Here is a 13,996-nt window from a genome sequence, read left to right on the forward strand (position 1 = left end):
TTTACTTCCCACCTTTCGAACTTATTTTTGCTAATACGAAATTCAATATTAGAATGAATGAGAATAATACAATTCCTGTCGCAAATAACATTTCTTGATGTGTACCATAAGCGTAACCCATTTCAAGGGCAATATTCGTTGTAAGTGGTCTTACACTATCAGTTAAGCTTGTTGGTATAATCAAACTATTACCAGCAACAAGAATGACTGCCATCGTCTCTCCGATTGCTCGTCCTAGCCCTAATACAATGGCTGCCATAATACCTGATTTTGCTGCTGGAACAACGACTTTAAATATGGTTCCGATTGGCGAGGCACCTAATGCTAAGGAACCTTCTCTATACGTTTTCGGTACTGCCCTAATGGCTGTTTCAGCAACGGTTACAATTGTAGGTAACATCATGATCGCTAATACGAGAATAACCGCTATTAAACTTTGCCCTTTTACTAAGCCAAGATTATTTTGTAAGAAAGGAACAATAATCGCTAAGCCGAATACACCATATAATACAGATGGGATACCCGCTAACAATTGTACAGCTGGTGAAATAATTTTTGCAATTGGTTTCGGGGCTATTTCCGATAAAAAGATCGCCGTTAATAACCCAATTGGTACTCCAATGACAAGCGCCCCAATCGTTGCATAAATGGAAGCGACAATCATCGGAAAAATGCCGTACTTATCTTCACTCGGTACCCAATCAGACCCGAAGATAAAATCAATAAAACTATACCCGTCTGCAATGAATGGGTTTGATCCTTTAAAGAAGACGAATCCAATAATGAGAAATAAACTAAGCACAGAGATTAACGCACAGATTAAAAACAATTTCTCTGAAATGAACTCCATAATATATTTTAACCGATTTGATTTATTTGTTTGTTTTACTTCTGATGGATTTGGCAAAACACATACCTCCAAAGTCACTTGCTAATTGTTTGATGTAGCGTTATTCTTCTATAATTGGTATAGCCCCTGCTTCTGCAGCGATTTCCTGCCCAGCTTCACTTAAAATGAAGTCAATAAACGCTTGGCTTTCCTCTGATAAGTCTTTATGCACGAAAAGGAAAGGACGAGATAATGGATATTTCTCTTCAATTACATTTTTAGCGGTTGGTTCTACCCCATTAATATTAATCGTTGAAATTGTATCATCTATATATTCAAAAGAGATAAACCCAATAGCATGTTCATTTGTTGCAACTGTCGTTTTTATATTTCCGTTTCCACTAGCGATAATTGAGCTCCGTACTAACTCACCAGAAGAGTAGTCAACAATTTCCTGAAAAGCATCTCTCGAACCTGACCCGTCTTCACGTGAAACGACAACAATCTCCATATCTTTACCGCCTACCTCTTTCCAGTTTGTTATTTCACCAGTAAAGATCTTTTTCACTTCTTCCATTGTTAAATCTTTTACTTTATTGTTTGCGTGTGTAACGACTACAATTCCGTCAAAAGCAATGATTGTAGGTGATACTTCTTCTTCTTCTCCTGACTCTAAGTTACGAGAAGACATGCCAATTTCGGAAACTCCATTTATTGCATTTGTAATTCCTGCTGAGGAACCAATTTGATTGATTTCAATGTTCACATCTGCATTTTCCATATATTTAGCAGCTAGCTTTTCTGCTAGCGGACCAACTGACGTAGAACCAGAAATGGATATCGTGCTTCCGTTACCTGTACTAGCTTGTCCCTCTCCTTCTTCTTCACCACCATTGCATGCAGTCAAAATTAAAGTAAGTGACAAAAGTAACAAAATACTCTTCCATTTTCGAAGTTTTAACATAGAAAAACCTCCACTTTAGATTGCTTTTAGCTATTTTGTTTGTGTTAATCCCAATATAACGAATCATATTTAATTCTCTATTAACCTTTTGTAAAGCCTTTGTAAATTTCATCAATATACCCATAAATTTATGGAGAAATTGTAAAAATCAACCTAATAATATTATTAATTTTTCAAACTTTCATTTTTTAGAATACGTTTATTATCTCTCCATTATATGATTTAAAAACATTTAAAGAAAAATACGCGGAAGTATGGGCTTTTTTATGTAGGTTGTGGTACGATGATTGCTAGAATAGGAAGTGATTATTGATGATTAATATTGAAATACCTCATCCAGACTTAGTTATCACTAAAAAGAAGCCTGGCGGGGAACAAGGAACAACGGCCATCAGCCATTTATATGGTTTTACGGACTTTACAAAGATTCCAAGAGATAGAGGTGGAATGATTTTATTCTTTGACAAAAAAGAGAACCTTCTTTTTGTTGGGAAAGCACGTAAACTAAGACAACGTGTAAAAAAACATTTCGACGACCAAGTGTCTCCCATTAAAAATCACCGTGAACAAGTGTCTAAAATTGCATGTATGTATGTTGATGATCCTGTTGAGCGTGAAATATACGAAACCTACATTATTAATAAGTTAAAAGCAAAATATAATACTGAAAAAGTTTTCTTTTCAAGCTAATTTTATTTTAGTTATGGGATGAAGGAGAAACCTCCTTCATCCTTTTTTTATAAAATGATTTTTCTCTCCGAAAGACTCAATTAAATTCCTGACTTTATGGTTTCCTAACAACAAAAAAAAGACTCCCAAACTGTAAAATTCTTACTAGTCGGAAGTCTTATTATTTTGGTTCTTTTTAAAGCGGTACGCTAAATAGGCAATGTATAATGGAGTGGCAATATAAATTAAATAAGGATAGGAACCATATGTCCCTTTATAAAGAACAAAAAGCATACAGCCTAAAAAGATTGTCACAATTGTCCCGTACTTTGGTAATGGGATATCTTTTAAACTCGGAATACGAATACGACTGACCATTAAAAAACATAGCGCGGTAAATACAACTGTCGTAATAATACTGGGCACCCAGTGACCAAACAATGTTAAAATAGCTAAAATACCACCAGCGGCAGTAATCGGAACACCGATAAAATAATGCATGGACTGCTTACTAGTACCAATATTGAATCGTGCTAAGCGATATGCACCGAATAGCGGGAATAACCCAGAAACTAATAATCCAATAGAACCAAATTGGTAAAAGTATGTATAATATACGAGAAATGACGGTGCAACCCCAAAAGTTACAACATCCGCTAATGAATCTAATTCTTTGCCTAGCGTACTATCTGCTTTTAACATTCTCGCTGCACGACCATCCATACTATCAAGCATCATACCGATAATAATCAATATCGCCGCATTATTATATTGGCCATGAGCAGCAAATCCAATAGACAAAAATCCACAATATAAATTGCCTAAAGTAAGCATATTTGGTATCATCTTAATAAATTTCACTTACAATCATCACTCACTTTTTTGTGATCTACGTTGCAAAAATAAACCTTCATTTAAACACAAATCACTTTTTAAGGTTTATCTATTATAACACTATATTCTAAGTTGTTACTATATATGTTTGACGATTATTAAGTTCTTTTGTCCCTATTTCTTTTTTTGAGGATTTCTCAAGTCAGAATATTGTTGAATACAAGACCAGTTATCATCATAAACGAAACTCCCTCTTTGTTGATGATAATTACTTTTGGGTACTTCATCGATTTCTAACACAGGTGTTAAGCAACAATCGACTTGCTCGCTAACACCTATCCAATCAGTAAATGATCGCTCCTTAAAAACTGCACAAACTTGTTTATAAACAGGATCACTTACCTTCATCATATGACATGCTATCCATTCGGGATGTTCAACAGCTAAACAAAAAGATTGCCAGAACTTCTTCTCTAATGCGCCTAATGCCATATAGCGACCATCACTTGTTTCGTATAAACAATAGTTAACAATGGTCCCTGCTAAAACCTCTACACCTTGTTTCATTTCTGTCACTTGATGAACGAGATGGTGGTTACCCATCAAAGCCGTCATTGTATCTGCCATACTTACTTGATGGTAGCTACCCTTTGCATTTATCCCTCTTTGAACAAGACCTGCTAAAACTCTTTCGCTTGCCACAATCCCTCCGACTAAATCAGCTATTTGTTGAGAAGGATGAATGGGACGTCCCTTATCATCCTTCCATTGTGCTAACATCCCGCTAATGGCCATATAATTCAGGTCATGACTTCCAAAGGTAGAATAAAAAGTATTTTCACCATACCCAACCAATGAACAATAGACAATTGTGGGATGGTATGTTTGGATCGTTTCATAGTCTAATGTTAAACGCTTCATCACACCCGGTCGAAAACTTTCAATGATTACGTCTGCTTCTAGTATTAGTTCCTTCACCTTATTTAAATCCGTTGTATCTTTTAAATTGAGGAAATGACTGTTTTTACCGCGATTATTACTCGTAAATATGACACCTTGGCCTTTGCCCATCGGCTCTAAATGTCGTGCAGGATCACCATTCGGTCCTTCTATTTTAATTACTTCTGCTCCAAGTTCTGCCAATCTAAGCGTGGCAAAAGGACCTGGTAAATAGTTTGTAAAATCAATTATTTTCACACCTGTTAACATATATTATCCCTTTCATTTACTGGCGGTTATTTTTGCAATAGTTCCTGATTTCTTAATACAAATTTTTGGATTTTCCCAGTAGCATTCCTCGGTAGACTGTCCACAAATTCATATCTTCTTGGTCTTTTATAATTTGCAAGGCTTTCACTTTGCTTACAAAATGCATCTAAAATTTCAGCAGTAATATTCTCCTCTTTTTTGACAACGTAAGCAATAACAACTTCTCCCCAATGCTCATCTGGTACACCTAATACAGCTACATCTAACACGGAAGGATGTGCATGGATAACATCTTCTACTTCCCGTGGATAAATATTCTCTCCCCCTGAAATCACCATATCATCAACACGGTCTTTCACATAAAGAAAGCCTTCATCATCGAGATAGCCCATATCTCCTGAGTGATACCAGCCGTTATGGAGTGCCTTTTTAGTTGCTTCCTCTCTTTTATAATAACCTTGCATCATACTTGGTCCTCTCACAATGATCTCACCTACTGTACCAGTTGGAACGACTTGATCATCATATGAATGACCATCATCATTAGGTGTAACAATTCTTATCTCATGGTTCAAGCAAGCTTGCCCCGCCGAGCCTGCTTTACGAATCTGGTCTTCATCACTAAGGAACGTAATTGCTGGTCCCATTTCAGTCATCCCATATGCTTGAGTTAACTTAACACCCAATTTCTCCCGACAAGCAAATACGAGACTAGGGGCCATTGGAGCTGCACCATATAAACCTTTTTCTAATGTTGAAAGATTATACGCCTGTAAATCTTCTTGAAGCATCATATTCCACATTGTTGGTGCTGCAAAGAAAGCGGTAATTTTTTCTGAATCAATCAGTGATAATGCTTTTTTTGCATCAAACTGGTGGAGAATGGTACTCTTCGCTCCAATATGAACTCTTGGTAAAAAAGCACAATGTAACTCTGCACAATGAAACATAGGCGCAGCAACTAAACCATTATCATTCTGATGATAATTTAGTGCATGGATAACAATCAGACTTTGTTCTGTCATATCTTTATGGCGATGCAGCACGCCTTTTGGTCTCCCAGTTGTCCCACTCGTATACATAATCGCATATAGATCATCAGATGATAGTTTCACATCTACGTTCTCTCTATTAACAGCTGTGATTTGCTCATGATAACTTTTGGCAAAAGGAGGATGGTTGCCATCAATTGACCAAAATTGAACTGTGGGGAAACTATTGGCCACTTTTTCAACAGCTGTCTGTAGAGTTTCTTCAAAAATAAACACCTTTGGTTCAGCATCAGAAATAATAAATGACAATTCTTCTGACATCAGCCGGAAATTAATAGGATTAAATACTGCACCTATTTTTGCACAGGCAAAAAACGTCGTTGCTAATTCTTCTGTATTATATAAATAGGTAGAAACTCGGTCTCCTTTTTTTACTCCTGCTACATGTAACGCCTGTGCTAATCTATTGACTTCGTCTGCCCACTCACGATAAGTAAACCTCAAATCTTTTCTGACATCATATAGCGCCTCCTTCTCTGGAAACTTACTTACCGTTAAATCAAAGATTTCTGCAATCGTCATTGTCATCTATTATTCCTCCCTTTTTTATTAAAAGATTTTTTCTATAATTGTTGCGTTTGCCATACCCATACCTTCACACATTGTTTGTAACCCATATCTACCTTCTGTACGGTCTAATTCACTCATCATCGTTAATAATAAGCGAGCTCCACTTGCACCCAGTGGATGGCCTAAGGCAATAGCACCTCCATTTGGATTCAGTTTATTCGCATTTGCTCCTGTTTCTTTCAACCACGCTAATGGCACAGAAGCAAAGGCCTCATTCACTTCAAATACATCCATATCTGCCAAGGTTAATCCAGACTTGTGCAATGCTTTTTCAGTTGCAGCTATCGGACCTGTAAGCATCAAGGTAGGGTCTGACCCAATAACGACGCGGGTAATTATCTTAAATCTTGGTTTCAATCCTAATTCACGTGCTTTCTCACCTGACATAATGAGCAAAGCACCTGCTCCATCACTTATTTGACTTGCATTTCCAGCATGTATGATGCCATTCTCTTTAAATGAAGGTTTCAATCCGCCTAACTTCTCTATACTCGTTCCTTTTCTTGGCCCCTCATCTTGATCAAAATTGAATGTTGCCCCACTATCGTCAACTAACTCCAGTGGCATAATTTCATTTTTAAAGCGATTTTCTGCTTGAGCAAGTAGTGCCTTTTCTTGACTGTGATATGCATACTCATCTAGTTGAGCACGAGTGAACTGATATTTTTCTGCTATTCTTTCCGCCGATAACCCTTGATGGATAATCTCATATTGCTTTGTCAATTGCTCACTCGGTTTTACACCCTGATAACTTGAACCAATTGGTATTCTCGACATACTTTCAACGCCACCGGCAATAACGATATCCATATCACCTGATGAAATCGCCTGGGCGGCAAAATGAACCGCCTGTTGACTCGACCCACATTGTCGGTCAATCGTTGTTCCTGGTACTGTAATTGGCAATCCAGAGATAAGAGCCGCCACACGAGCAATATCTCCTGTTTGTTCACCTATTTGTGATACACATCCTAAAATAACATCATCTACTAGTGTTGGATTTAACCCTGTTTTTTCTACTAAACTTTTAATGACTGCACCAGCTAAGTCATCAGGACGTGTATTTCTTAAAGAACCGTTCCTTTTTCCGACTGCACTTCTTATCCCATCAATAATAACTACTTCGCGCAAAAGAAATCCTCCCCTATAATCCTAAGTTTTTAGCAATAATTGATTTCATCATTTCATTGGTTCCTGCGTAAATACTGGCAACAGGTATGTCTCTATACCTTCTTGCTATTTCATATTCTTCCATATATCCGTATCCACCATGAAGTTGCATGCATTCTGTCGCAATTCTTCTCGCATTCTCTGTGCATTTCCATTTAGCCATTGAAACTTGAGTGACAATATCCTTTTGTTTCATATGGTCATAAATTAACTTTTGAAGAAAGGCACGGCTCATCTCTACATCTGTTACCATCTCTGCCATTTTAAACTGCGTATTTTGAAAAGAGCTAATAGCCTTTCCAAACGCTTTTCTTTCTTTGATGAAAGCCATTGTCATTCTAATCATTTCTTCGGCAGCAATTTGGGCAGCAATAGCAACAATTAACCGTTCTTGTTGAAGCTTTTCCATTAAATAGTAGAACCCTTTACCCTCCTCACCGAGTAGATTTTCACTAGATACGACACAATCATCAAATATAAGCTCTGCTGTATCCTGACAATGTAAGCCAACCTTGTTTAGTTGCCTTCCTCTTGTAAACCCTTTCATTCCTTTCTCTACTATAACTAAGCTGATTCCTCTATATGGAGGGGTCACCTTCGTATCTGTTTTTACTGCCACAATAACCAAATCTGCATTCATTCCATTTGTAATGAAGGTTTTTTCACCATTCAGTACATAATGGTCATCAACTTTTATAGCTGTCGTCCTAATCGATGCCAAATCAGAACCTGCGCCCGGCTCAGTCATGGCAATCGCCGAAATGAATTCCCCTGTCGCACACTTTGGTAACCATCGCTTCTTTTGTTCTTCTGTACCATATGTTGTGATATAAGGGATAACAATATCATTATGAAGGCCGATACCAATCGTTCCGGATCCGACCCTTTCTAATTCTTCATTTATAACGACAGAGTAGCCAAAATCAACACCACTTCCACCATATTCCTCGTCGATGTTTGGGCATAAGAAGCCTTGCTCACCCATTTTCCTCCAGAAAGCTCTAGGAATCATACCATCTTTTTCCCATTGTGAATAATAGGGATAAGCTTCTTTATCTAAAAATTTCCGTAAAGACTTTCTAAAGAGTTCGTGCTCTTCTGTTATATATGTATCATTCATATTTACCTTTCCTCCTTTTCTATATTTTATTATATTTTTCTTATTTTTTCGAATATTATTAATATAAATCCCACACATAAGCAATATGTAATTATGAAATGGATTTCGTGAAGTTGATTTCTACAGATAATATCCATTTATTAGAAATAACATCATAAAGCTACTAACGCTTGTTGCATGATTATTTTTTTTTGATATGATTACTGTATGAACGTAGGGAAGGACCTGGCATAAAATGAATGATCAAACTGTTTTTGAACTTATTCATGCGATGGAACAAGTAACCAACCGCATGATTATTAAATGGAATCAATCTTTTAATGAGGGATTAGGTATTTCTCATATTCTTCTGCTTAGTCATTTAAAGCGCGATGGAAAAATGAAACCTATCGATCTGGCAGAAAGCCTTGGTATCGCACCATCTTCTATTTCGCATCTTATTCAGAAGTTATCCAAACGGTATTATATTAAACGAATACCTGATTTAAATGATAAAAGGATTTCATATTTAGAAATCACTGATGAAGGCTTAGAAGTATTAAAAAAGGCAGCTGAAGACGGACATCAACTGCAAAAAAATACATTTGCACAGCTCACAAATGAAGAAATAAAACAACTATTAGCAATCTATCAAAAGTTAAATCTTACCCTCGATCAAATGTGAGCTACGTTTTCATCGCTCGTATCACTCGGTAGCCTAGATGGTTACTTAATTGTAAGTTAAGTTGGTAATGATCAATTAACACTTGTGATAAATCTTCTTTTAATAACTTAATATGTTGATGGGAACTATCGTCTCCCATCTTCACTCCTTCTGCAATCATCTCTGCAATCGTACTTGCCTTTAAAACCTCGACCTTTTTAAAGCCGGCAGTGTCTAAAGCCTTCGTCCAATCTTTTTCACTTAACAGTTTTTCTAATTGATAAAAAGCCTTCATTTCTTCTTCCATTTCACTAGTCATTGATGATTCTTTTGTCATCTCTATTAAATAGAGTCTCCCTTTGTCTTTTAATACACGTGCAAATTCCTTTAAGGTATTTGCCACGTTAGTAAAGACGATAACAGATTCAGATAGGATCAGATCAAATTGTTGATCAGAAAAAGATAACTTCTCCACATTACCTACCGATACGTGAAAGGGTTTTGCTAACAAGCTCGCCTTTCTTCTTGCGGCCTGTACCATTTCTGCATGTTTGTCTATTGCTTCTATTCTCGCACCATATATATCACTTAAAAGATAAGATGTACTTCCTGTTCCACAGCCTGCGTCGAGAATAGTCGTTTCTGTTGTAATAGGCTCATTAATTAGTAACTCGCTCGTAAGTTGCTTCCCTCCAGGGTGAGCAAATGGGACCTGAAAATAGGCTAAAGCATCTTCATAAGAATATTTCATTGTTCCCCTCCTTGTATACTATCTATATTATTCTAACTTTCTAGTTGTTGACACTGGATAAAAACTCCGCTCTTCATATAGGACATGTACCTATTCAAAAAAGAAAGGTGGACATACCATAAGGAGAGAAAGCATTTTTATTTCCCGGAGGTGTTATTTTAATGAGTGGTTATTATCATCGCTGTTATAACGGAATAGGAAAGCCTGTAGAAATCAAAATGAATGATGGTAGAATTCATCGTGGAATTATTGAAAGAGTATCTAACGACAGAGTGTATTTACGTCCAATGAACAAAAATTATGGTGGTTACGGTTATGCAGGCGGATACCGCAGAGGTGGTTGCGGTCGTGGTGGTTGCGGTCGCGGCGGTTGGGGCTGGGGATTCGGCGCAGGGATTGCTTTAGGTGCTATTGCTGCCTTAGTCTTTCTTCCTTTATTTTTCTGGTAATTCCAACAAAAAAGTAACCGCTAAATATAGTGCGGTTACTTTTTTTGTTATTACTTTGAAATTGTTTGATTATATTGATGCAACGTATTAAGCCTTTTATTGTTCGTGGCTATAATATAAAATGCAGCCAAAATGATAAGAACAGCAATCAGTGTGCCGAGGTTAAATAAGCCTTTACTTGAATACCATACAATAGAGTACCCTATAGCACCTGCAAATAAAGCGTAATAAACAAATGGCAAGAGTGTTTTACGAATAACTTCTCCCTCTTTACCGACGAGTCCTACTACTGCAGAAGCAGCAACAACATTATGGACACAAATCATGTTACCCGCTGCTCCACCAACTGCTTGTAAAGCTACAATCCAGCTCGGGTTCACCCCAATTTGGCTACCGACATCATACTGGAAAAGGGAAAACATCATATTACTAACCGTATTACTACCAGCGATAAATGCACCAATCCCACCAATAAAGGTAGCAAAGAATGGCCAGAATTCTCCAGCTAATGCCGCTGCCCCATTTGCTAATTCGATTGGCATTTGTTCATAACCGGCGGCTCCACCACCAGTATTGATGAATACTTGAACCATTGGAACAGTGAATACAAGTGCAACTGATGCTGCAGCTGTTGTTTTTGCCGAACTACTCCATGCTTTTTTATAGGAGCTAAAATTCATTCCATGGATGAAAAATGTAATAATTGATACTAAAATAAGAACTGTTCCAGGTGAATAAAGAATCTCAAAGCTTGCAGTAATACTTGAGCCGAATATATTTTCCAATTTAATAACAATAGATTGTAACCACTCTTTTAAAGGAAGCGTTTTCAATCTAGTTAAAACTAAAAAGACTCCCACTAGGATATACGGTGACCATGCTTTTAGTAACCCCATTTTTTTCCCATTGTTATTTAGTTGTACTTCGATTCTACCTGTCCACTCAGGATCCCATTTTGATTTCTCTTCAAAGTCCCACGTTTCATCTTTTGGAAGGAGAAAACCTTTTCTAGCTGCAAGTACAACTATCAGTAAACCAACTAGTCCCCCTGTCATAGATGGGAATTCTGGTCCAAGTGTATTTGCAACAATAACGTATGGAATCGTCATTGCAAAAGCTGCAAACAGCGCAAATTTCCATACTTTAATTCCTTCTGCAAAAGATTTATTTTTACCAAAAAAGCGAGTCATTAAAGCAACAACAAATAATGGAATAAAGGTACCGGCGATCATATGCAAGATTGCGGCATGACCACCAATCGTTGTTACAACATTTAAGAGATTGTCAGTTATACTTTGGTTAGCAGATAAACCTGTTTGTACACCTACTAATACAGGTGTACCCACAGCTCCAAAAGTAACTGGTGTACTTTGTATGACCATGCCAGCCACAACAGCTGCCATTGCAGGAAATCCTAAACCAACCATTAACGGAACTGCTACCGCAGCAGGTGTACCAAAACCTGATGCCCCTTCAATAAATGAGCCAAAGAGCCAAGCAATAATAATCACTTGAATTCTTCGATCTGGCGAAATATCTATGAAGCCTTGGCGAATGGTTCTCATGGCTCCACTTTCTTGTACAGTATTTAATAATAATATTGCACCAAAAATAATATATAACAGTGTAATGGCCACAACTAAACCATTTACACTTGCTGCAGCTACAGTATTGAATGGAACCTTCCATACAAATAATGCTAATGCGGCAGCAATTAGAAAGGAAATCGGCATTGCTTTACTTGCCGGCCATTTAAGTCCTACAAGAAAAATGGCAACAGCAATAATCGGTAATAATGAAATAACTGCTAAAACGCCTGTACTCACACACACTCCCCCTTATTATCTTTGTTGTTATATAACTAAAATATTTTGTTATACAACAAATATTATATATATTAATTATACTAATTTATTATGCAATTACAACAATATTTTGAAAATTATAAATTGATATTTTTTATTTATAATTAAAGTTTTTAAGAAGTAGAATGATTGATCAACAGATGAGGTAATAACAAGTGTTATTCGTCTAAAAAAGTAAAAACGCTCCCTTTTTTATAAGGGAGCGTTTTTACTAATTGAAAGATGACTATTCATCTAAATACCCTAACCGTATAGAAACACTCTTTCCAATATCAACCATAAAGGGAGCGAGTTCCTGCAAACGCTCTTGTGACATTCTTATTAATGGACCGGATACACTGATCGCAGCACATACATTGTTTTGATAGTCAAATATTGGAACAGCAATACACACAATTCCGTTTTCATTTTCCTCTAAGTCAAGAGCAAAACCTTTTGTCTTAATCATCTTTAAATTTTCTAACAATGCCATTTCATCTGTAATTGTATGCTCTGTATGAGGTTTCAACCCTTTTCTCTGTATAATATCTTTGACTACTTGTACTGGTTGATGTGCTAATATCGCTTTACCAACAGATGTACAATGCATAGGCGCACGTTTGCCAACAGATGAGTGCATTCTCAATGCTTCATTCCCATCGAGTTTTTCGATATAAACTACCTCGTCATTATCTGGTACCACTAGATGAATGACTTCATTCGTCTTTTGCTCCAAATCCTGTAAATAAAGCTTCGCTTCTGAGCGGATATCTATTGAATCAAGCAATCTAGTACTAATATTTAATATTTTGTAACCTACTTTATATTTGCCTGAATCTTTTACTTGCTCGATATAACCATACTTCACAAGAGTTGATAATATGCGGTGTACGGAGCTTTTATTGATATCCATTTCATTTGCAATTTCAGTCACACCCATACCGTACTTTCTTAAGCTGATCATATCAATAATATCAAGCGCTCTACTTACCGATTTCACCATATTATCTCTTTCCATACCTTCACCTCAATCAAAACCTACAAAAATCATTTATGACTTTACTTCCGCTTTACTTCTTACGACTGTATTTGTTAACTGACCGATTGATTCAATCTCACATTCAATTATATCACCTTCACCAATCAATTCGGCGCCTACAGGGCTTCCAGTAAGGATAACATCTCCAGCCCTCAAAGTCATTACCTTCGATAGAAAAGCAATCATCTTTTGTATAGAAATAATCATTAACTCAGGTGGGCTATCTTGCTTTAATTGACCATTCAGATTGGCTCTAATGCGAGTTTCTTCTAGCTTAAGCTCTGTTTCTATAACTGGCCCAAGAGGAGTAAAAGTATCAAATGCTTTACCGACCGTCCAATGACCGTCTTGATGGAAAAATTGAGGAGCTGTTACATCATTACCAATCGTATAACCAAAAATATGATCAAACACATCTTCTTCAGCGACATCTTTTGTTTCTTTACCAATCACTACTGCCAATTCTGATTCAAATTTAACTTGATCAATCCCTTTAGGAATGATTATCTCTTCATTCGGACCGATTACGGATGATACCGGTTTAAAGAAAAACACTGGAACTGCTGGTAATTCCTCTGGTAGTTCTTGTTTATCACTAACAAAGTTTGCACCGATTCCGATAATTTGGGTGGGAACAATAGGAGAAACAAGTTTAACATCACTTTGATCATAATAGGTGCCTGTCTCTTCCCACTTATTGAATATATCACCTGAGATTTCTTTGATCTCCCCATTTTCAATGATACCTTGTAATAATTGATTATTAATCGTAAATCTTACAAATTTCATTTAAAATCCTCCTACTACAATCATTTAAGTTTTAAATTACAATTTCAAGTCCCACTCTTCTTAC

At 36.8% G+C, this 13,996-nt stretch carries 14 protein-coding genes; 3 read left to right on the forward strand and 11 right to left on the reverse strand.

The window, feature by feature from the left end:
- Nucleotide 1 precedes the first annotated feature (1 nt).
- Nucleotides 2-907, reverse strand: a complete 906-nt coding sequence (pstC, locus tag U9M49_RS05845; RefSeq protein ID WP_233435231.1) for a phosphate ABC transporter permease subunit PstC — start codon at nt 905-907, stop codon at nt 2-4.
- Nucleotides 908-950: 43 nt separating this feature from the next.
- Nucleotides 951-1,793, reverse strand: a complete 843-nt coding sequence (locus U9M49_RS05850; RefSeq protein ID WP_095373022.1) for a phosphate ABC transporter substrate-binding protein — start codon at nt 1,791-1,793, stop codon at nt 951-953.
- A gap of 312 nt (nt 1,794-2,105) precedes the next feature.
- Here U9M49_RS05850 and U9M49_RS05855 point away from each other — a divergent pair, with 312 nt between their 5' ends.
- Complete coding sequence (locus U9M49_RS05855) at nt 2,106-2,483, forward strand: nucleotide excision repair endonuclease (RefSeq protein ID WP_095373021.1); 378 nt, start codon at nt 2,106-2,108, stop codon at nt 2,481-2,483.
- 144 nt (nt 2,484-2,627) lie between these two features.
- On the opposite strand, the gene pssA is transcribed toward U9M49_RS05855, so the two are convergent.
- The 5 genes from pssA to U9M49_RS05880 form a co-directional block, all read right to left on the reverse strand.
- Nucleotides 2,628-3,323, reverse strand: coding sequence for a CDP-diacylglycerol--serine O-phosphatidyltransferase (gene pssA, locus U9M49_RS05860; RefSeq protein WP_095373020.1), 696 nt, complete (start codon nt 3,321-3,323; stop codon nt 2,628-2,630).
- A gap of 147 nt (nt 3,324-3,470) precedes the next feature.
- A complete protein-coding gene (locus U9M49_RS05865; RefSeq protein WP_095373019.1) occupies nt 3,471-4,505 on the reverse strand; it encodes a CaiB/BaiF CoA transferase family protein in 1,035 nt (344 codons plus the stop codon).
- Between the two features lie 26 nt (nt 4,506-4,531).
- Nucleotides 4,532-6,085 carry a fatty acid--CoA ligase gene (locus tag U9M49_RS05870; protein WP_322909480.1) on the reverse strand — a complete coding sequence of 518 codons (1,554 nt, stop codon included), beginning with the start codon at nt 6,083-6,085 and terminating at the stop codon, nt 4,532-4,534.
- A gap of 21 nt (nt 6,086-6,106) precedes the next feature.
- The gene (locus U9M49_RS05875) at nt 6,107-7,258 is read right to left on the reverse strand and encodes a thiolase family protein (protein ID WP_095373017.1); all 1,152 of its coding nucleotides are present in this window, start codon (nt 7,256-7,258) and stop codon (nt 6,107-6,109) included.
- Nucleotides 7,259-7,271: 13 nt separating this feature from the next.
- Entirely contained in the window at nt 7,272-8,417 is a 1,146-nt protein-coding gene (locus tag U9M49_RS05880; protein WP_307313453.1) for an acyl-CoA dehydrogenase family protein, read from the reverse strand.
- 235 nt (nt 8,418-8,652) lie between these two features.
- Between U9M49_RS05880 and U9M49_RS05885 the strand changes: the two genes are divergently transcribed.
- A complete protein-coding gene (locus tag U9M49_RS05885; RefSeq protein WP_095373015.1) occupies nt 8,653-9,081 on the forward strand; it encodes a MarR family winged helix-turn-helix transcriptional regulator in 429 nt (142 codons plus the stop codon).
- A gap of 1 nt (nt 9,082) precedes the next feature.
- On the opposite strand, the gene U9M49_RS05890 is transcribed toward U9M49_RS05885, so the two are convergent.
- Complete coding sequence (locus U9M49_RS05890; RefSeq protein ID WP_095373014.1) at nt 9,083-9,811, reverse strand: class I SAM-dependent methyltransferase; 729 nt, start codon at nt 9,809-9,811, stop codon at nt 9,083-9,085.
- A 161-nt stretch (nt 9,812-9,972) separates the two neighbouring features.
- On the opposite strand from U9M49_RS05890, the gene U9M49_RS05895 reads away from it, so the two are divergent.
- A complete protein-coding gene (locus U9M49_RS05895; protein WP_095373013.1) occupies nt 9,973-10,260 on the forward strand; it encodes a hypothetical protein in 288 nt (95 codons plus the stop codon).
- A 50-nt stretch (nt 10,261-10,310) separates the two neighbouring features.
- Here U9M49_RS05895 and U9M49_RS05900 read toward each other — a convergent pair whose 3' ends face one another.
- The 3 genes from U9M49_RS05900 to U9M49_RS05910 all read right to left on the reverse strand — a co-directional run bounded on the left by U9M49_RS05900 (nt 10,311) and on the right by U9M49_RS05910 (nt 13,932).
- Nucleotides 10,311-12,086 carry an L-lactate permease gene (locus U9M49_RS05900; RefSeq protein ID WP_095373012.1) on the reverse strand — a complete coding sequence of 592 codons (1,776 nt, stop codon included), beginning with the start codon at nt 12,084-12,086 and terminating at the stop codon, nt 10,311-10,313.
- Between the two features lie 265 nt (nt 12,087-12,351).
- The gene (locus U9M49_RS05905; protein ID WP_095373011.1) at nt 12,352-13,122 is read right to left on the reverse strand and encodes an IclR family transcriptional regulator; all 771 of its coding nucleotides are present in this window, start codon (nt 13,120-13,122) and stop codon (nt 12,352-12,354) included.
- A 33-nt stretch (nt 13,123-13,155) separates the two neighbouring features.
- A complete protein-coding gene (locus U9M49_RS05910; RefSeq protein WP_095373010.1) occupies nt 13,156-13,932 on the reverse strand; it encodes a fumarylacetoacetate hydrolase family protein in 777 nt (258 codons plus the stop codon).
- Nucleotides 13,933-13,996: the final 64 nt, after the last annotated feature.

It is taken from the genome of Cytobacillus sp. OWB-43 (genome assembly GCF_034651445.1).
GTDB classification, from domain to species: Bacteria; Bacillota; Bacilli; order Bacillales; family Cytobacillaceae; genus Cytobacillus; species Cytobacillus kochii.